The sequence below is a fragment of the Dactylosporangium sp. NPDC005555 genome (genome assembly GCF_040605635.1).
Taxonomy (GTDB): Bacteria; Actinomycetota; Actinomycetes; order Mycobacteriales; family Micromonosporaceae; genus Dactylosporangium.
The window spans coordinates 77,925-98,123 of record NZ_JBEXDG010000040.1 but is presented as its reverse complement, the minus strand read 5'-3'; the positions used below and the strand labels follow the sequence as shown (position 1 = coordinate 98,123).

The 20,199-nt window shown below is 73.4% G+C and carries 10 protein-coding genes and 2 pseudogenes; 1 reads left to right on the top strand and 11 read right to left on the bottom strand.

What is annotated here, in order from left to right; genetic code table 11:
• A pseudogene (locus ABZS58_RS34495) lies at positions 1–976 on the bottom strand (NAD-glutamate dehydrogenase); the annotation flags it as partial.
• A gap of 184 nt (positions 977–1,160) precedes the next feature.
• Here ABZS58_RS34495 and ABZS58_RS34490 point away from each other — a divergent pair.
• Positions 1,161–3,050 (top strand): penicillin-binding transpeptidase domain-containing protein, encoded by a 1,890-nt coding sequence (locus ABZS58_RS34490; protein WP_354787445.1) that lies wholly within the window; start codon positions 1,161–1,163, stop codon positions 3,048–3,050.
• Positions 3,051–4,221: 1,171 nt separating this feature from the next.
• On the opposite strand, the pseudogene ABZS58_RS34485 reads toward ABZS58_RS34490, so the two are convergent.
• The 10 genes and pseudogenes from ABZS58_RS34485 to ABZS58_RS34440 all read right to left on the bottom strand — a co-directional run.
• Positions 4,222–5,124 (bottom strand): annotated as a pseudogene (locus tag ABZS58_RS34485) (arginase family protein); the annotation flags it as partial.
• 11 nt (positions 5,125–5,135) lie between these two features.
• The gene (locus ABZS58_RS34480; protein WP_354787444.1) at positions 5,136–6,017 is read right to left on the bottom strand and encodes a tetratricopeptide repeat protein; all 882 of its coding nucleotides are present in this window, start codon (positions 6,015–6,017) and stop codon (positions 5,136–5,138) included.
• Between the two features lie 4 nt (positions 6,018–6,021).
• The gene (locus tag ABZS58_RS34475) at positions 6,022–6,894 is read right to left on the bottom strand and encodes an ATP-binding cassette domain-containing protein (RefSeq protein WP_354787443.1); all 873 of its coding nucleotides are present in this window, start codon (positions 6,892–6,894) and stop codon (positions 6,022–6,024) included.
• A gap of 11 nt (positions 6,895–6,905) precedes the next feature.
• A complete protein-coding gene (locus ABZS58_RS34470; protein ID WP_354787442.1) occupies positions 6,906–9,920 on the bottom strand; it encodes an ABC transporter permease in 3,015 nt (1,004 codons plus the stop codon).
• Positions 9,921–10,067: 147 nt separating this feature from the next.
• A complete protein-coding gene (locus ABZS58_RS34465; RefSeq protein ID WP_354787441.1) occupies positions 10,068–13,034 on the bottom strand; it encodes an FtsX-like permease family protein in 2,967 nt (988 codons plus the stop codon).
• A 140-nt stretch (positions 13,035–13,174) separates the two neighbouring features.
• Positions 13,175–14,848 carry a methylmalonyl-CoA mutase family protein gene (locus tag ABZS58_RS34460; protein ID WP_354787440.1) on the bottom strand — a complete coding sequence of 558 codons (1,674 nt, stop codon included), beginning with the start codon at positions 14,846–14,848 and terminating at the stop codon, positions 13,175–13,177.
• A gap of 120 nt (positions 14,849–14,968) precedes the next feature.
• Positions 14,969–15,610, bottom strand: coding sequence for an Asp23/Gls24 family envelope stress response protein (locus tag ABZS58_RS34455; RefSeq protein WP_354787439.1), 642 nt, complete (start codon positions 15,608–15,610; stop codon positions 14,969–14,971).
• A gap of 66 nt (positions 15,611–15,676) precedes the next feature.
• Complete coding sequence (locus ABZS58_RS34450; protein WP_354787438.1) at positions 15,677–16,327, bottom strand: ATP-binding cassette domain-containing protein; 651 nt, start codon at positions 16,325–16,327, stop codon at positions 15,677–15,679.
• Complete coding sequence (locus ABZS58_RS34445; protein WP_354787437.1) at positions 16,324–17,184, bottom strand: ATP-binding cassette domain-containing protein; 861 nt, start codon at positions 17,182–17,184, stop codon at positions 16,324–16,326. The genes ABZS58_RS34450 and ABZS58_RS34445 overlap by 4 nt, the downstream gene beginning before the upstream one ends.
• Positions 17,181–20,198, bottom strand: coding sequence for an FtsX-like permease family protein (locus ABZS58_RS34440; protein ID WP_354787436.1), 3,018 nt, complete (start codon positions 20,196–20,198; stop codon positions 17,181–17,183). The genes ABZS58_RS34445 and ABZS58_RS34440 overlap by 4 nt, the downstream gene beginning before the upstream one ends.
• Position 20,199: the final 1 nt, after the last annotated feature.

Here is a 20,199-nt window from a genome sequence, read left to right as displayed (position 1 = left end):
AGAGCTTGAAGCCGATGTAGTCCAGATACGCCGAGCGGTGCACGGTCGCCCTGGAGTTGGCCTTGGTGATGATCAGCAGCCGCTTCTCCAGCGCCTTGGCATACGCCTCGGCGGTCATGGAGCTCAGCACCCGCGGGTGCGGCTGGTCGGCGCGCAGGATGCCCAGGCCGGTGCCCAGGACCGCCTGCAGCAGATCCTCGCCGTGCTCGCCCTTGGTCAGCTTGTATTGCCGGAAGCCCAGGAACGTGAAGTGGTCGTCGGCGAGCCACCGCAGCAGCTCGACGGAGTCGGTGATGTCCTTGTCGGGCACCGGTAGCTGCGCGCTGCCGAGCTCGTCGGCGAGAGTGAGCGCCTGGGTGCGCATCTTCTGCCAGTCCTCGACCGCCTCGCGCACGTCGTTGAGCACGCGGGCGATGTCGGTGCGGACGGTCTCGACGTCGTCCTCGTCACGGATCCGGTCGATCTCGATGCGGATCCAGCTCTCGACGATGTCGCCGGGGTCGGCGTCCTCGGGCTCGAGGCCGACCCGGACCTCCTCCAGCGCACCCAGCGGCGCCCGCCGTACGACGACGAGCGGGTGGACGAGCAGGTTGACGTCGAGGTTGCGGGACGACAGTGCACTGGTGACGGAGTCGACCAGGAACGGCATGTCGTCGGTGACGATCTCCAGCGATGTGCCGCCGGTCACACTGAGCCCGATGCGGAGCTTCAGCTCCCCCGGGACCCGTTGCTGGGCGAGCTCGAGGTGCGACCGTGTGGCCGCGACCATCTTCGACACCTGGCAGCTGGCCAGCTCCTCGTCGGGGACGAGACGCCAGTAGTTCGCGACCAGGGCGGGATCGGTGTCCTGCGCGGCGGCGAGGACCACCGCCTCGGCGACGAGATGCTCAGCGTTGGGCACTGGCTGCGTTAACTCGTCGTCCTCGATCGTTGGCTCGGCGACCGCAGTGCGCACCGTTGCCGTGGGCCGGTTCATCGGTCAGTTCTCCCCTCACCCACGACGCTGTGGGTTGTCCCGCACAGCCTAAGACGTACCTCCGACATTTCTGATCGGCCCCGCGTCGGTTACCCGATCGACCAGGACGACCCCGTACTAATTGTCCAACTTTACCGATCTTGGGGAGTGCGGATCGTGGCTTTCATGGCGCAGAATCGCCCACATGGCCGTTTCGTTTCGTCGCATGATCGCCCTCTTCGCCGGGCTGGCGCTGCTGGGCGCCCTGCCCGCCTGCTCCAGCAAGCCGCCGGACGACGCGCTGAAGACGTTCCTCGCCGCGTGGGAGCAGGGCAACATCGCCGGGATGAAATTCGTGGGCACGGACGGCAAAGCCCTCAGCGGTGACGCGGCGCAGAAGCTGTGGACCACCGTCGCCGGCGATCTCGCCGCCACCCCGCCCAAGCTGGCGGTCAAGGGCGCGCCCGCGGTCAAGAAGGACGAGGCCAGCGCCGTCGTGACGGTCAGATGGCCGGTCGCCGAGTCGACGTGGGAATACGACACCACGGTCAAGGCCAGGCGCGTCGACAAGCAGTGGACCGTCGTCTGGGACGCCAAGACCATCAACCCGGCACTGGAGCCCACCGACAAGATCGCCGTGCGGAAGTCCGCTGGCCCCCGCGGCAGCATTCTCGACGGCTCCGGCCAGCCGATCGTGAGCAGCAAGCCCGTGGTCATCATCGGCGTCCAGCCACGCTCTGTCACCGACATCAACATCGTCACGAAAAACCTCGGTGAGGCGTTCACCACAGCCAAGGTGCAGGTCGATCTGTCCGGCCTGGCCAACAAGGTGAAGGCCGCGAAGCCCGACGCGTTCGTGGAGGTCGTGACGCTCCGCAAGGAGATCTACGACACAATCGCCAACAAGCTCAACTCGACGCCCGGCGTCGTCACCCGCAACTCGACGCAGACCCTGGGTCCCTCGGCACAGTTCGCCCGCGCGCTGATCGGCACGTCCGGCGAGGTGACGAAGGAGATCATGGACAAGAACCCCGGCAAGTACAAGATCGGCGACGTCGTCGGCCTGTCCGGGCTGCAGCAGAAGTACGACCCGGCACTGCAGGGCAAACCGGGCGTCTCGGTCGTCGTGCCGATGCCCACCGGCACCCCCGACAAGAAGCTCTTCAGCACCGAGGCGGCGGCGGGCGCGGCGGTCAAGCTGACGCTCGACGTCAACATGCAGAACGCGGCCGAGGCGGCGCTCGCCCTCGACACCCGCCGCTCGGCCCTCGTCGCGATCCGGGTCAGCGACAACGCGATCGTCGCCGTCGCCAACGGCCCCGGCGCGGCTGGCAACAACTTCGCGCTCGTCGGGCAGACCCCGCCCGGCTCGACGTTCAAGACGATCACCGCGCTCGGCGTGCTCGACAAGGGCACGACCGGCGAGACGGTGGTCCCCTGCCCGAAGAACCTCACCGTCGACGGCCGCACGTTCAGGAACTCCCACGACATGGAGCTCGGCGACGTGCCGTTCCGGGTCGACTTCGCCAAGTCGTGCAACACCGCGTTCGCGTCGCTCGCGCCGCAGCTCGCCCCCGACGGCCTGGCGAAGACCGCGCAGAGCGTCGGCATCGGCATCCCGTGGGACCTCGGCGTCGACGTCTTCACCGGCAAGGTCTCCGCCAACGGCTCCAAGTCCGAGCAGGCCGCGGCCGCGTTCGGGCAGGGCACCACGCTCTCCTCGCCGGTCGCCCTCGCGGGTGCCGCCGCCGCGATCGCCCGCGGTCAGTGGAAGCAGCCGCAGCTGGTGCTCGACCCCGCGCCGAAGAGCCCCGCCGCCGACGGCCCGCAGCTCAACCAGGCCTCCCTGGACGCGCTGCGGCAGATGATGCGCGAGGTCGTCACGGCCGGCACCGCCGACCAGCTCAAGAACCTCCCCGGCGACCTGCGGGGCAAGACCGGGACCGCGGAATACGACAACGATCCCGCTCACACGCATTCGTGGTTCATGGGGTACCGCGGCGACATCGCCTTCTGCGTCTTCGTCGAGAACGGTGGCGCGAGCACCGCGGCCGCCGTCCCGATCGCCGGGAAGTTCTTCCAGACCATCGGCTGACGCACGCACCCCGGCCCCACTCGCCACCGGCGGGTGGGGCCGCGCCGTGTCAGGACTTCGGTGTTCGTTCGTCGTCAGGTGTACGAGCGGCCGGCACCACATCCGTGAGCGGCGACTCCGGCACGTCGGTGACCTCGCGGGCCGTCCTGGACTGCGCCGGCACGAACGGCACGACGTCCCGCTCCCGGGGCTCCTGGGCCGCCCCGCCGTCGTCCTGCGGGTCGCCGCGCCGGGCGAGCCGCCCCGACATGGGCGGTGCCGAGATCGGGGCGAGCGTCAGCGCCAGCCGCGGCGCCCTGCGCCCCTTGCGCCCGGGCCGCCCGAACGGCAGCGCACCGCCCTCCTCGGCGGGCTGCGCGGTGTCTTCCACGGGCGGGTCCACAGGCTCGTCCGGCACCTCGGCAGCACCGCCGACGGTCACCCAGCCACCGTCCGCGTCCTCGGCGGACGGCTCGATCGGTCTGCGGGTGGTGATCCCGATCACCGCGCCGCGACTGTACGCCGGAAGCCTCGGCGCATCGGCCTTCTCCGGCTCCGCACGACCGGCACCCCGGCCTGCGGCCAGGTCGACCACCGCCCCGGTCCGCATGTCGACCCACGCCACGGGCGGCTGCTCGGGCCCGGCGTCCTCACCCCCGGCGGAGGCATCGACCGACGCGTGTGCCGGGTCGGGGGACGCCGGCGCGAGCCCGGCCGCCGGGTCGTCAGCGGCGTCGTGCGCGAGATGGCCGGCAGAACCGGGCGCCGGCTCCCCGGAGGCATCGACCACCGCCTGCGCGTAACCTGGGGACGCCGCCGCCAGCGGGTCTCCAACGGGACCGTGCGCCGGGTCGTCGGCAGGTGTGGGCGCCGGGTCCTCCGCCAGGTCACCCCGGACGTCATCAGCCGGCTCGTCATCCGACTCGGCCGGCAGGTCCGCAACGAACTCGTCGACCGACCCGGCCGGCGGGTCCGCGGCGGGCTCCTCGTCCGACGGTGCCTCGCCGTCGGCCGGCGTCTCCTCGGCCGACGATGACGGCGCCGCCGCGCCGGAAGGCAGCGCCTCGACGGTCGGCTCCGCGACCGGCTCGAACGGTGCCGGCGCAAGGGCCGCGGGAGCGAAGGGCGCCTGCAGGGGCGGGGCGGAGACGACCGGGGTCAGGTCGGTGGCAGCCAGCGCCGACGACGTGATGAGCGGCTCCAGGCCGGCGACCAGCACGTCGGTGACCTCGCGGGCGAACTGCCCGTCGGGGTCGTAGTCCGGGTCGAAGACGGTGACCTGCACGCCGACGCAGCGCGGGTCGGAGACCAGGCAGCTGAGCAGGATCTCCAGCTCCCGGTAGGCGATCCCGCCCACGTCGGGCGCGTCGACCGCCGGCATGACCGCCGGGTCGAGGACGTCGACGTCGACGTGCACCCAGAAGCCGGCGCAGTCGCGCAGCTGGTCGCGGGCCCACTGGGCGGAGCGGGCGGCGCCGTGGGAGCGCAGCTCCGGCACCGCGCGGGCCACGATGCCGGCGGCCTGCAGGTCGAGGCGATACTCGTCGTGCGTCCGGATGCCGAGCAGGACGACGTCGACGTCGCGGAAATACGGCCGGCGCTGCTCGATCGAGGCGAGGTTGCTCTGCCCCCGGCCGGTGGCCAGGGCGAGCGCCTCACCCCCGGCGGCGCCGACATAGGAGGCGTTGCCCTCGTGGCGGAAGTCGGAGTGCCCGTCGACGTAGACGAGCCCGACCCGGCCGGCGAGCTCGGCGGAATGCCTCCGCATCGCCAGGCCGGCGCCGAGCAGGATCGAGCAGTCCCCGCCGAGGACGACGGGGAAGTCACCGGAGGCGAGGATGGCGCCGATACGGTCGGCGAGCCGGCGGACGAAGACCGCGATCTCGTCCGCCTGGGCGACGCCGTCGCCGGGCTGCCAGCCGGCCGGGTCGTAGCGGGGCGGGGTGATGCACCCCGCGTCGCGGGCGCCCAGCCGGGCCAGCAGGCCGCTGTCACGCAGCGCCCCGGGTGCTTTCGCGCAGCCGGGGACCGAGGTTGCGGTCGGTGGCCGCAAACCCAGGTTGCTCGGTGCGTCGACGACGGCGATCCGGCGCATCCCGCCCCGGCTCAGAACAGCGCGCTCGCCAGCGCCCGGCGGGCCTTGGCGACCGCGGGGTCGTCGGGCCCCGCGACGGTGAACAGCGAGACGAGGTGCTTGCGCACCGTCTCACGTTCGTCGCCCGGGGTGCGGCGGACAAGGTCGATGAGGCGCTTGTAGGCCAGGTCGGCCTGGCCGGTCAGCACCTCGATGTCGGCGGCGAGCAGCTGCGAGGCCATGTCGACGCCGGCCGCCTCGAGCACGGCCGCCGGGTCGAGGCCGCTGGTGCGGCGCAGCAGGGCGACCTGCGCGATCCCGGACTCGGCGATCGGGTCGGCCGGCGTGTCGGCGAGGATGGCGCGGTAGGCCTGCTCGGCGGCGTCGAGGTCGCCGTCCATGAGGGCGTCGTCGGCGGCGAGCAGCCGCGGGTCGTCGCCGCGCTGGACCTCGACGCCGGCGGCCTTGAGGACCGCGTCGATCCACTGGCGCAGGTGCGACTCGGGCAGCATCTGGTTGAACGCGTCGACGGGCTGCCCGCCGACGATCGCCACGACGAACGGGATGCCCTGGATGCGGAACATCTGGGCGAGCCGCGGATTGGCCTCGATGTCGACACGGCCGAGCAGCCAGGCGCCCTCGCCGTCGGCGGCCAGCTTCTCCAGCAGCGGGGAGAACTGCTGGTGCGGCTGGCTTCCGTCGACATAGAAGTCCAGGACGACCGGCGTGGTGACCGAACGCTGCAGCGCGGCGTCCTGGAAGTTGGCCTCGGTGACGTCGAACACGTAGGCGGAGCTGGGCGCGGCGGCAGGCTGGGCAGATCGCTGCGCCGCGGCCTGATTGCTCCGGGACAGGGCGCCGAGGTCCACCGCCCCGCGGGTGAAGATCGACTGGGTCTGCCTTGGGTCGCTCATGGAGCTAGTTTGGCACGTGTCCCAAGTGGTCCGCCGCAAGTGACCGGTCGGATCCCCCCGCCACCAGTGTGACGGCGCCGTCGATGTGCTCGACGGTGAAGAGCGTGCCGGGCGGGAAGTCGCCGAGGACCTCGGGCGGCAGCTGCACGGTGCCGTCCCCGGCGACGACCGCGAAGTCCTGGCCGTCGCGGCCTTCGGCGCCGACACGGCCGTCGCGGATGGTCACGGCGCGGCCGAGGCGGGTGCCGACGTCACCGTCGTGGGTGACGACGACGATGGTCGTGTTGCGCTCCTGGTTGACCGTCTCGAGGGCCTCGAGGACCTCGTCGCGGCCGGCGGTGTCGAGCTGGCTGGTGGGCTCGTCGACGAGCAGCAGGCCGGGCCCGGCGGCGATGCCGACGGCGAGGGCGGCGCGCTGGCGGGCGCCGGGCGCGAGCTCGTCGATGCGGGAGCGACCGAGGCCGGGCAGCCCGACGAGGTCGAGGATGCGGTCCGGGTCGTCGAGCTTGATGCCCTCGGTGCGGGCGGCGCGCCGCTGGGCGAGCCAGATGTTGCGGTGCAGCGTCGCGTACGGCAGCAGGTTGCGGGCCGCGCCCTGCAGCACGACGCCGATCTCGGTGCCGCGCAGGCGGGCGATCTCGCCGTCGGAGAGCTTGCCCATGTCGTACGTGCCGATGTTGACCCGGCCCGCGGAGGGCCGCATGAGCCCGGCGAGCAGCGCGATCAGCGTCGACTTGCCGGAGCCGGACGGACCGACGAGAGCGAGGGTCTCCCCCGGCCCGATCGACAGGTCGACGCCGGCGAGCGCCACGACGTCACCGGCCTCGGCCCGGTAGATGTGCACGACCCGCCGGCAGGCCACCGCCAACCCGTTCATGAGCAGTCCCCTTATCGCTGTCTGGTCGCGGCACGGAGTCGGGCACCGGCGAGGAGCGCCACGCCGGCGAGGATCAGCACGGCCGCCAGCCACCCGATGGCGACCGGCAGCGGCGACGGCCAGATCGGCACCGGGAAGGTGCCGGGGTCGTCAGTAAACACCGGAAGATGTTCGCGCACCAGGAGCCAGCAGCTCATCGCGGCGAACGGCCCGATGACCGCCGCGGTGCCGACCAGCGCCAGGTAGCCGTTGGCGGACGCGTCGCGGCGGCCGACGCCCTGGGCCCGCAGCGCCCGCAGCTCGCCGCGGCGGCGCTGCCGGTCCAGGCCGGCGACGAGCCACAGGGCCCCGCCGGCCAGGAGCACGGCGAGCCCGGCGGCGAGCTCGTGGAAGCGCAGCGCGACCGCCGGTCCCTGCTCGTCGAGAGCGGCGCGCAGCGGGCGGATCCGCTGGTCCTTCATGATCTTCAGGCCCAGCACCTCGATCCGCTCGAGGATGTCGGCGGGGGCCTTCTCGTTGAGCCAGACCTGCGGGGTGATCGTGTCCGCGCCGCCGGAGGAGAGCCGCTCGGCGTAGTCGAGGTCGACGAGGCCGCCCTGCGAGCCCATGCGGGGGGCCTGGCCCACCTCGCCGACGGTTCTGGCGGCGATCCTGGCCCCGTCGAAGCCCGCCATGAAGTCGCCCATGCCTGCGGCGCGTCCCATGACGACCGGCATCGGCGACGGCGCGTCGGTCGGCATGAGCGTGTACGCGACGTCGGCGCCCTTGTAGCCGGTCACCTCCATGCGCAGCCCGCCGTCCGCGGACCTGAGGTCCGGCACGATCAGCTTGGGGCCGGGGGTCTCCGGGACCCGCCACTGCTCGGGGTCGCTGAAGTCGGTGATGGTCTCGCCGCGCTGGGCCATGGAGTGCAGGGTGATCGTGGCGTCGAAGCCGCGGTCCTCCGGCTGCCGGATCCGCAGCGCGGCGAGCCGGCACCTGTTGACGCACATCGGGAGGTTCCTGATGTACGTGTGCCGGCCCAGCTGCGGTGCGCCGAAGTCGACCTCACCGGCGGCCGAGCCGTCCAGCGGGATCACGACCGCGATGAACCTGACCCGGAACGCGTCGGCGAGGTTGTTGACGGTGACGTCGAGGGTCACGTCCTTGTTGTCCAGGACGATGCTCTCGCTGGGGACGTCGGGCCGCAGCAGTGCGGCGGCCTCGGCGGCGGTGAGCCCGGTGTCGTTCCACAGCGCGACCTTGGCGAGGCGTTCGCTGTCGACGCCGAGCACCCGCGGCACCGCCGTGTCCTCCGACCGCGGCAGCATCGCGGCGGCCATGGCGAAGTCGCCGGCGGGGTCCAGCTCCCGGACCTTGCTGAGCAGCTCGGTGCGGCTGACCGGCTCGACGGTGAGGACCCGGTCGGCGCCCAGCTCGACCCGGATCCGCAGGTCGCGGTTGTCGTCGGAGGCGGTCGCCGCGGTCGCCGCGAAACAGGCGAGGGCGATCGCGACCACGAACAGGGCGAGGATGCGCTGGCTGCCCGGGCGGCGGGCCATCGCGTACGCGGCGAGCGTCGGGCCGATCCGGCCGCGGCGCAGGGCCCGCCGGCCGTTGCGTTCGGCGAGGGGCAGCACGCCGCGGGCGGCGAGCAGGCCGAACGCGATGACCACCAGCGACGGTCCGAAGACCGCGAAACCGGTGAGCCCGCTATCGCCCTCCCGCAGCTGCAGCACGGCGACGACGGCGAGGACCACGACGGCGACCTCGAAGACCGGGGCGCCCCACCGCGACAGCCGGCTGGGCACGTTGCGGAGCAGGTCGATGGTCTTCTTGGCGAGCTCGGCCCGCTGGGCGAGGACCGCCGCCCCGAGGGCACCACCGAGGGCGATGACGGCCCACAGGTTCGCGCCCTCCGTCAGCGGTACGTCGCCGCTGGCACTCAGCAGCAGCCAGGCGGCGAGCCGGACGAGGTAGTGGCCGAGGACGAACCCGGCGGCGGCGCCGAGCAGGATCGGCACGATGCTCTCGCCCGCGGCGAGCCACCAGCGGCGCGGGAACGTGACGCCGCGCAGGGACATCAGGCCGAGCTCGCGCCGGCGCTCGGCGGTCGCCGAGGCGACGGCGACGAACAGCACGAACCAGCACAGCAGCACGAGCGGCACCGCACCGACCGGCACGACCTGGGCGACCAGGCTCCGGTCGCGCTCGATGCGGGCCAGCAGGTGCGGCAGGTCCGCCTTGACCGTCGGCGAGCCGGACAGGCCGGCGAGCTGGGCCCGGCCGCTCTCGACGGCGGCGTTGACCGCGACCAGGCTCTCGCCGGTGATCGCGGCGTGGTCGATGACGACGTCGAGGGCCTGCCGCTCGGTCATCCGCTCGATCGACTCCAGCGTGAGCCTGTTGGCGAGGATCGGGGCGGTGACCCGCCGGGCCGACGGGCGGTCGTCGAAGTAGCCGAAGTCCGCCCAGTACTGGTCGGTCGCGTCGATCGGCTCGTACGCGCCGATGACCGACATCGCCGTGGGCTTGCCGAGCGGGATCCATTCCTGGCCCTCGGCGTCGAACGTGCTCCAGTCGACGTCCAGGACCGCGCCGACCTTGATCTTGAGCTGGTCGAGCGTGGGCTTGCTGAGGATGATCTCGCTCTGGCTGATGAAGCAGCGACCCTCGACGATCCGGACGTGCTCGCACGCCCCGTCGCGGTACACGAACCGCGGCGCGACCGGGTCGGCGCCCGCGACGGGGCTCTGCACGTAGGTGTTGGTCTCGGCGCTGAAGACGGTCGAGAAGCCGGGGAAGACGAAGACCTTCGGGGCGAGGTCCTCGAAGGAGCGGTCGCCGGCCTTCGTCTCGCGGCGGGCCTGCACGACCAGCTCGTTGACGGGCGCGGCCTCGACCTCGCTCGCCACCACCGCACGGTCTGCGGTGGTGATGTAGACCGGCGCGCTCACCGCGGCCGCCATGGCGAGCATCCCCAGGACGAACGCGGTGACGGCCTGCCCGGGCCGCGCCCGGATCATCGACATGACCAGCCCGATCACGCCGTCACCTCCGCTACGCTCCGGCGCCGGCCTGATCCAGAACTGAGCCCATGGTGCCCGGCCACTCCGCTACGCTCCGGCCCGGTCACGCCGCCACCTCCGCTACGCTCCGGCGCCGGCCCGATCCGACACTGCACTGCGGCCCGGTCACGGCGTGCTCCATCCATCGGCGAAGTAGGGCAGGACGTCGCCGATGTAGGCCTGGATCAGCACGACGAGCAGCGCCCCGGTCAGGACGGAGACGCCGACGAGGATGAGGTACCCCTCGACGGCCACGCGTTGCACGACGCGGGCGGGCGCGCCCTGGACGCGCAGCGCGTTGAGCTCCCTGGCCCGCGGCCGGCGTTCGACGGCGGCGACCACCGTGGCCGCGCCGATCGCGAGCGCCACCCCGATGACCGCCGACAGCAGCATGAACTGCAGGGTCAGCGGCGGGCCGAAGGACGCGTAGCGGGCGGCGGTGGCGTCGATGCTCTCCTCGCCCTGCACGATCAGCCCCTGCTCGCGCAGCCGGTCGACGATGTCGCGCGGCGCGCCGGGGGCGAGCCAGACCTGCAGCGACTCGCCCGCGCCGAAGTCGGCGCCGAGCCGGTCGGCGTATTCGAGGTCGGCGAGCACGCCCTGGTCGCCGAGGCGGGGCAGGCGGGTCGCGTCGCCCACGATGCGCTCGGCGATCGACGCCGAGCCGTACGTGACCCGCTGGTCCCCGGCGATGCGCTGCTGGAGCCGCTTGGCCCGGATCGTGGCGATCGGCGCGGGCGTGTCGACCGGGTAGACGCCGGCGTCCGACGCGGGGCCGGGCCGGATCGGCGCGACCCGCAGCAGCAGACCGGCGCCGGTCGGCGTGACGATGAGGTTGGGCGGCGCCGGGGAGACGGCGAGCCGCCATCGGGTCCGGTCGGCCAGGGCGTCCGCGCCGAGGACCGGCGACCCGGCCGACAGGCCCCGGACGGTGACGTCGATGCCGGGGCGGGCGGCGAAGAACACCTTCTGATCCAGCGTGCTCTGCATGATGGCCAGGGAGCTCAGCCGGCACCCGGGTGCGGTGGCGCAGGCGGCGATCGGGGCCTTGAGCACCGCGGCGCCGTCGACGAGCGGGCCGACCCGGGCCACGAGACGGTTGCCGGCGGAGTCGGCGAGGACGGCCTCGAAGAAGAGCGTCCGGCCCCGCTCGGGCGCGGTCATCACCACGTCGAGGTCGAACGTCAGCTCGCCGCCGGTGACCATGACCGGGTCGGGCGCCTCGGGGTGCAGGGCGGCGGCGGCCTGTTCGGCGGTCATCCCGTATTCGGGGCGCCAGACGGCCACCGCGGGCAGGCGCGGGCTGTCCACGAGCAGGACCCGGTCCTGGGCGGAGCGCAGCGACTGCACGACCGCCATGGCCTGCCTACCGGACGGGTCGGCGGCGCGGACCGCCTGGAGCAGGGCGAGCCGGTTCTCGGCGCGGACGGTGAGCACCCGGTCGGCGCCGACCTCCAGTTCGGCCCGGGCGCGTCCGGCGCTGCGACCGGTGTCCCAGGTGATGAACGACGTCCCGAGCAGCGCCACGGTCACGATCATGAGCGCGGCGAGCCGGTGGACGCCGGGCCGGCGGGCCAGGTAGATGGCGGTGAGCGCGCGGGCCGGGCGGCCGTGCCGCAGGGCGCCCTCGACCAGCCGGCCGGCGACCGCCGTGATCGCCCGGGACGCGACCAGGGCGCAGGCCAGCGCGGCGAGGCCGGGCGCCAGCAGCGCGAGCCCTGCCGCGTCCCCGGAGGCGCGGGTCCTCACCTGGTACACGGCGACCCCCGCGACGATCACGAGCACCAGGTCGAACAGGTCGCGCCACGCGCGGGCCTTGCCGGGGGCCTGCCGCAGCAGCTCGGCGACCGTCGCACCCAGCGAGCGCCGCTCCGCCAGCAGCGCGGCGAACATCGCACCGACCACGGCGACGATCACCGCGCCGACGGACAGCGACACGGCCTGCGAGACGACCGCCGGGTCGTCGATCGTGCCGGTGACCGAGGTGGCCACCAGGTAACCGAGCGGGAGCCCGAGCACCGCCCCGGCCAGCATCGGCACCGCGCTCTGCCCGCCGACGAGCGCCCAGGTCCGGCCGCGCGTCGCACCGCGCAGCTTGACCAGGCCGACGTCCGGGCGGCGTTCGTCACCGGTGTACTTGACCGCGAGGTACAGCGCGAACCAGCACAGCAGCAGCAGCTGGAACGCGCCCACGGGGACGCCGAGGCTCAGCAGCTGCCGGTCCCGCTCGACCCGGTCGACGGTGGAATAGATGCTGGTGTACATGGTGAGCCGGTTGTTGGCCGCCTTGACCGACGCCGCGTCGAGGAACGCGCGGACCTCCGACGGGGAGTTGTCGACGAAGAGCCTCGGCTCGGCGACCAGGTCGACGACGAAGCGCGCCTTCTCGGGCTTCAGCTGGTCGAACACGGCCGGGCCGGCGAGGATCGCGTCGTCGACCGGCTCGGTGATCTCCGGCGGCGCGCCGGGCGGCAGGTCGACCGCGATCAGCTGGGCGTTGCTGCTCCAGAACGGGTCGGCCGGGTCGTCCGGCCGGTAGATGCCGACGACCGTGAACTGGGACGAGCCGACGAGGTTGGTCGCCTCGTAGGAGACCTTGTCGCCGGGTTCGGCGCCCAGCCAATGGGCGGTGCGGTAGCTGAGCATCACCTCGTCCGCGGCGGTCGCGCAGCGCCCCTCGATGGTGGCGTGCTCACACGCGCCGGTGCGCAGCGTCAGCGGGGAGTCGGTCTCGCGCTTCACGCCGATGGTGCGGCCGTCGTCCTGCGCCGCCGACGCGATCAGCGAGCCGACCAGGTAAGCGGACGTGTACGAGGTGAACCCTTCCAGCTCCACGACCGACCGGGTGAGGCGCTCGTTGGCCGCCAGGTGCGCCGCGACGGACCCACCCTCGATCGCGCCCTCGCCGACGGTCTCCAGGGACCGCTCCTGGATCGGCGCGGACTCCACGTGGCGGGTCGCGATGCGCTCGGTGGACGCCAGGACATACCAGGGCGCGGCGGCCGCCGCGGCCGCCGCGAGCGTGCTCAGCAGCAGCAACGTCAGCGCCTGGGTCCGCCTGGCCCGCAACGCTGCGAGCACGAGTGCCAGCAAGGCCCCTCCCCCGTCGGTCAAGGTGGTTCGTAGGTAGACCAACCGGGGAAGGGGCCGGTTGCATTGCGGTTAGGTCACAGGCTTGAGCGCGGCGCGTGGGAGGCGGGAACCCCCACGCGACCGGCTGGCGTCAGCCCCGGCTAGAACCTGGCCGGCTCCCGGTAGATGCCCCACTCGTCCTTGAGGGCACCGCAGATCTCGCCGAGGGTCGCCTCGGCCCGGCACGCGTCCAGCATCGCCGGGATCATGTTCCCGCCGGTACGAGCGGCCGCCACCATCTCCTGGAGCCGCTGCTCCACGAGGGCGTTGTCCCGCTCGGCGCGGCGGGCGCCGAGGAGCTTGTTCTGCTCGATCTCGACCTCGTGCGAGACCCGCATGATGTCCAGCTCCCGGGTCAGCGACCCGGTGTGCACGTTGACGCCGACGACCCGCTTGTCGCCCTTCTCCAGGGCCTGCTGGTAGACGAACGCGCTGTCGGCGATCTCCGACATGAACCAGCCGTCCTCGATGCCGCGCAGGATGCCCGCGGTGATCGTGCCGTCGCCGCCCATGTCCCGGATCCGCTGGAAGATCGCCTCGGCCTCGGCCTCGATGCGGTCGGTCAGCTCCTCCACATACCAGGAGCCGCCGAGCGGGTCGGCGACGTTGGTGACGCCGGTCTCCTCCATCAGCACCTGCTGCGTGCGCAGGGCGATCTCGGCGGCCTCGTCGGTGGGCAGCGCCAGGGTCTCGTCGAGGGCGTTGGTGTGCAGCGACTGGGTGCCGCCGAGGACCGCGCTGAGCGCCTCGACCGCGGTGCGCACGACGTTGTTGTACGGCTGCTGCGCGGTCAGCGAGACGCCGGCCGTCTGCGTGTGGAACTTGAGCCAGAGCGCCTTCTCACTGGTGGCGCCGTAGACGTCGCGCAGCCAGCGGGCCCAGATCCGCCGGGCGGCGCGGAACTTCGCGATCTCCTCGAAGAAGTCGATGTGCGCGTCGAAGAAGAAGCTGAGCCCGGGCGCGAACCTGTTGACGTCGAGGCCGCGGGACTGGCCCAGCTCCACGTATCCGAAGCCGTCGGCCAGGGTGTAGGCGAGCTCCTGCGCGGCGGTCGAGCCGGCCTCCCGGATGTGGTAGCCGGAGACGGACAGCGGCTTGTAGCGCGGGATCTCACGACCGCAGAACTCCATGAGGTCGCCGATCAGGCGCAGGTGCGGCTCGGGCGGGAAGAGCCACTCCTTCTGCGCGATGTACTCCTTGAAGATGTCCGTCTGCAGGGTGCCGTCGAGCCCGGCGAGGTCGGCGCCCTGGCGCTCGGCGGCCACCAGATACATGCAGAAGACGGGGACGGCCGGGCCGGAGATGGTCATGCTGGTGGTGACGTCCGCCAGGGGGATGCCGTCGAAGAGCACGTCCATGTCGGCGGCGGAGTCGATGGCGACGCCGCAGTGGCCGACCTCGCCGAGGGACTGCGGGTCGTCGGAGTCGCGGCCCATCAGCGTCGGCATGTCGAAGGCGACGGACAACCCGCCACCGCCCGCGCCGAGCAGCATCTTGTAGCGCGCGTTGGTCTGCTGCGCGTTGCCGAAGCCGGAGAACTGGCGGATGGTCCAGGTGCGGCCGCGATACCCCGTGGGGTGCAGGCCGCGCGTGTACGGGAACTCGCCGGGCCAGCCGATGCGCTCGAAGCCCGGCACGTCGGCGCCCTCGGGCGGCCCGTAGACCGGGTCGAGCCGGGTCCCGGACAGGGTGGTGAAGTCGGCGTCGCGCTTGCGGGCCTCGTCATAGCGGCGCTGCCAGCGGGCGCGGCCCTCGGCGATGTCGTGGGCGTCCATCGGGTGTCGGCGCTCCTCGGGGTGATCGGGGTGTCCGTCTCACCGTCGATGGTATGCGCTTCCTGAACGATCGCTCAGGAGGGCGGGGCAACTCCCACCCTCCGTCACGCCGCGTTTACCCTACGCGGCCGAGGCTTCCTGCGACTCCGGAAGCTTGTCACTGACGTGGACGTCGTCCACGACGATGTCCACCGACGTGACCTCGAGCCCGAGCAGGTTCTCGACCGCGCCGATGACGTTGGCGCGGACCTTCTCGGCGACGGAGTACAGCACGAAGCCGTACTCGATGACGAGCGTGACCCGCACGGCGGCGGAGGTGCCCTCGAGCCGGACGCTCACACCGCGGTTGCCGTTCTCGCGCTCGTCGTCGCCGAGGCCGATCCGGTCGCGGACCGAGGCGAAGACCCGCGCGACGTCGCCGCCGAGGTCGTAGACGCCGGGGACCTCACGGGCGGCGATGCCGGCGATCTTCTCGACCACCTCGTCGGCGATGGTGGTGGTGCCGCGCTCGGCGGTGAGCTCGGCGTTGTTGCGCAGCCGGTCGACGACCTGCGAGGCGATCCGCCCGGAAGCGGCGGCGGTCGTCGTGGCGAACTCCCCGACCCGGTCGGCGGTCTCGCTGGCGAAGGCCGAGACCCGGTCGGCGGTGGTGCCCGCCACGGATCCCGGGGTGGCGGGCTCGATCGCGAGGGCGTCGCCGGTCATGTCCGGGTCGTCCACGTCGGTGCGCTGTGCGGGGAGACCCGCGGTCACGTCGGTCATGTCAAAACTCCCCTAGGTCGGTGGCCGAGCGCGAGCGTACTCGCGCCCGGCCAACGCAGGGAGTACCTAACGGACCAGTTGAGCGACACCGTCGGACAGGTGCAGCTCGCGGTCGCAGGCGGCCGCGGCCTCCGGGTCGTGGGTGGCGAAGACGACCGCCGCGCCGCGGCGGGCCTCCTCCTGCAGGAGCTCCATGACCTTCTGCCGGTTGGTGGAGTCCAGCTCGCTGGTCACCTCGTCGGCGAGCACCACGGCGCCGTGCAGGGCCAGGCCCCGGGCGATCGCGGCGCGCTGCTGCTGGCCGCCGGACAGCTCCTCGACGAGCTGGTCGGCCTGGCCGCCGAGGCCGAGGCGCTCCAGCGACGACACGGTCGCCCGCCGGGCGTCGGCCGGGGCCGCGCCGCCGGCGATCATCGCGACCTGGATGTTCTCCTGCGCGGTGAGGATCGCGGCGAGCCCGTTGTCCTGCGGGATCAGCACGACCTTCTCGGCCACGGCGTGGTCGCGGTCGCGCAGCGGCGTGCTGTCGACGGCCACGACGCCGGCGGCGGGCCTCAGCAGCCCCGCCATCGCCCACAGCAGGGTCGTCTTGCCGGCACCGGACGGACCGGTGACGGCGAGGATCTGACCCGGGGAGACCACCACCGAGACGTCGCGCAGCACGGGGTGGTCGCGCTCGTACGCCACCGTGACGCCGTCGACCGTCAACGTCTTCACTGCATGTCCTCCAACAACGTCTGAGACCGGGCGGGCACGAGCAGCACCGTGCCGTCGGGCTGCGGCTCGACGCCGACCAGCGAACCGGGCGGCAGCATGCGCAGCACCTCCTGCGGCAGGTGCACCGTACCGTCGCGACCGACCACCGCGAAGTCCTCTCCGCGACGGCCTTCGGCGCCGACCCGCCCGTCCCGGATGGTGACGGTGCGGCCCATCCGCCGGCCGACGTCCGGGTCGTGCGTCACGACGACCACCGTCGTGCCGGCCCGGCGCACCGCGTCCAGGGCGAGGAGCACCTCGTCGCGGGCGCGGGTGTCGAGCTGGCTGGTCGGCTCGTCGGCGAGCAGCAGTCCCGGGCGGGCGGCCAGCCCGACGGCGAGCGCCAACCGTTGACGCTCACCAGGAGAGAGTCGCTGCGGCCGCTGACGGTTGCGTCCCCGTCCGCTCAGACCGACCGTCGCGAGCACCTCGCGCGGGTCGGGCAGTTCCCGGCGCCGGTCGCCGGGGACGCCACGCTGGGCGAAGCGGACGTTCTGCTCGGCCGTCAGGTACGGCAGCAGATTCCGTGACGCGCCCTGCAGCACGACACCGACGTCGGTGGCCCGCAGGTGCTGCAGCTCGGCCGGCGTGGCGCGGGCGAGGTCGTGCTCGCCGACGCTGACCCGGCCCGCCGACGGTGGCAGGAGGCCGGCGAGCAGCGACAGCAGGGTCGACTTGCCCGACCCGGACGGGCCGAGCAGGGCGACCGACTCCCCGGCGGAGATGTCGAGATCGACCCCGGACAGGGCCACGACGTCGTAGCCCTCCAGCCGGTAGATGTAAACAAGGCCCCGACACCTCACCGCAAGCCCACTCACTGCACACCGTCCCGCAGTTGCTCCGGCGTGGCCCGGCCGAGGAGGCGGAGCACCATCAGTACCGACGCCGCCAGACCGATGACGATGGCCGCGACAGCGATGGGAAGGGCGCCCATGGTGAGGCGCCAGGCGATCGGCGTGGCGACCCCGACGGTGACCAGGGGGATTCCCGGCAGCATCACCATCGCGCCGAGCAGCCCGGCGGCGAGGCCGACGACGAGCGGGACGCCGAGCAGCGCCCGGTACTCCTGGAACACCGCCCTGCGCAGCTGCCCGGCCCGCACCCCGGCGACCCGCAGCGCGGCGAGCTCGTAGAGGCGGGCGCGGACCCCGACGTACGCGGTGAGCAGCACGACACCGATCGCGAGGAGGATCGCGGCGCCGCCGGCGAGCAGGTAGAGCCACAGGCCGAGGGCCGGCGCGCGGCGGGCGAGCTGCGCCAGCCGCCCGTCGATGGTCTCGGTCCGCAGCACCTGCACCCCGGCCGCGGCGAGCCGCCGGTCGAGGTCGGCGGGCGCGGCGGCGGAGGCCCACACCTCGTAGCGGAGGGTGGCGTTGTCGGCGAGGCTCGCGCCACGCTCGGCCATCCGGGTGGCGTAGTCGAGGTCGAACAGCACGCCGCGCCGGCCGGCCCTGGGCAGGCTGCCGGCGTGCGCCGCGACCGTGAACGGCTGCGGCTGCTCGGAGAACCCCGGCAGCTTGAACGTCGCCGCGGCCGCGTCGTCGGTGGGTGCGCCGCCGGCGAGGACCGCGGGCAGCGCGTCAGGCGTGTCGACGTGCTCGACGACGGCGTCGGCGGTGTCGCTGCCGGCGACGTCGACACCGAGCGCGGCGCCGGGCCGGACGCTGACCGTGCTCTGGCGGGGCTGCCAGCGACCGGAGAGGTCGAAGCCCGGTGCCAGGGGCCCGCCGTCGCTGCTCAGGCCGCGGACGGCGACGCTGACGGCGAAGGGTTCGCTGCCGCCCGCCGCCCGCCCGATGGCGAGGCCGACGAGCCGGCAGCCGCCGGCGCAGCCGGTGAGGGTGGCGTGGTAGGACCTCGTCCCCTTCGTCAGCCCGCCGAGCGCGACCGTGCGGGGCGGCTGGCCCGGCGCGGCGACGATCGCGGCGACCCGCAGCGCCGGCCGGGCCGGCAGCGCGTCGACGGTGATCTCGGCGGCGACGTCCTTGCCGAGCCGCAGCGGCGCCGCGACGTCCGGGTGCAGCCGGGCGGCGAGCTCGCCGACGTCGGCCCGGGAGTGCCCGCGCCACACCGCGACGTCCGCGAGCCGGCCCGACTGGACCCCGAGCAGCTCGACGGGGACGTTGTCGAAGCGCTGGCTGGCGCGGACGACGGCCATGGAGTGCCCGCCCGGGTCGGCCTTGTCGACGGCGGCCTGCAGGGCGGACGGGTGGTCGGCCGCGACGGTGAGGACCCGCTGCGCGCCGACGGTGTCGGCGGCGGTGTCGCGGCGGGCCTGCGCCGCGGCGTCCCACGCGGTCGCGGCGAAGGTCAGCAGCGCCACCGCGACCGTGACCACGACGACGAGCCGCCGGCCGCCGGGGCGGCGGGACAGTTGCGCGGCGGACAGCAGCGGCACGATCCGGCCGCGCCGGCGGGCGATGCGCAGCCGGGCGTGCGACCACAAGCCGAGCAGCCGGGCGGCGGCGACGCCGACGACGACCGCGATCAGCGGCGGCGCGAGCAGTGCCAGGGGCGAGCCGCGGTCGCTGACGGCGGCGGCGAGGCTGGCCGCGGCGAGCGCCACGACGACGCCGTCCGCGACCCCGGCCCGCAGGCCGCCGCGCTCGGGGACCCGGCGCAGCAGGCCGAGGACCGGCCGGGCCAGGGTCTGCCGGCCGGCGAGCACGGTGGCGGCGATCCCGGCGGCGAGGGCGACGCCCGCGGCGGCGAACACCGGCCAGCGCACCTCGACCCGGACCCCGTCGGCGAGCAGCGCGCCGGCGGCGACCTGCACGAGCAGCAGCCCGGCGGCGATCCCGGCGGGCGTGGCGGCCACGGTCAGCAGCAGCACCTCGCCGAGGCCGAACCTGCCGGCCCGCCCGGCCGGGTAGCCGCGCAGCTTCGCCAGGGCGATCTCCGGCGCCCGCTCCTCGGTGAGCGACGCGACGAGCAGGAAGAGCACGAACCAGCACAGCAGCAGCAGCGGCACGGCGATGACCGGCGCCGTCCGGCCGATGCTGGCCCGGTCGGCGTCGATGTCGCGCAGCACCGCCGGGAGGGTCGTGGTGACCTCCAGCTCCTGGCCGCGCAGCCGGTCGCCCAGGGTCTGGATGCCGTCGCGGAGCCCGGCGACGTCGTCGAGCCTGACCCGGTCGGCGCGCAGCGGGTATTCCAGGCGGGTCGCGAGGGTGGCGGTGCGTTCCTGGCGCAGGTCGTCCTCGGTCATCGAGAACAGCGCGTCGGCCGTGCTGTCGCCGGCGTTGAAGTAGGACGTGCGGCCCCAGTACGCGGCGTCGGCGTCGGTCGGCGTGTACAGGCCACTGATCGTGAACGTCTTGTCGTGCCCGCCGGTCGCCGGCCCGAGGTGGACGGTGAGCTTGTCCCCGGTCTTCAGGTCGCGGGCCGCGGCGGTGCGCCGGCTGACCGCGATCCGGCCCGGTTCGTCGGGGCAGTCGCCGTCGATGCTCAGGTGGTGGCAGGCGTTGTCGCGGTACGCGAGCTTGCCGGTCAGGTCACCGAGGGTGACTTCGGTGTCGATGGCCGCGACCGGCAGGTCGAGCCGGTCGGCGAGCAGCTGGTCCTTGGTGAGCGCGGTGTTCACGGCCAGCCGGATCTCGGCGAGGTCCATGAACGCGGCGCTGTCTGCGGTGCCCTTTGCCCCGACGGTCAGCCCGGTCGCGTCGGTGGACGCGGCGGACAGGCCGTCGGTGAGCACGGACTGCTGCGCGGCACGGCTGTACGCGGGTGCGAGCACGGCCGCCGTGCTCGCCGTCGCGGCGAGGACGAAGACCACGAACGACCGGCCGGCCCGGTACCTGATGCCACGCAGCATGACGGTCCAGGCCGTCAAG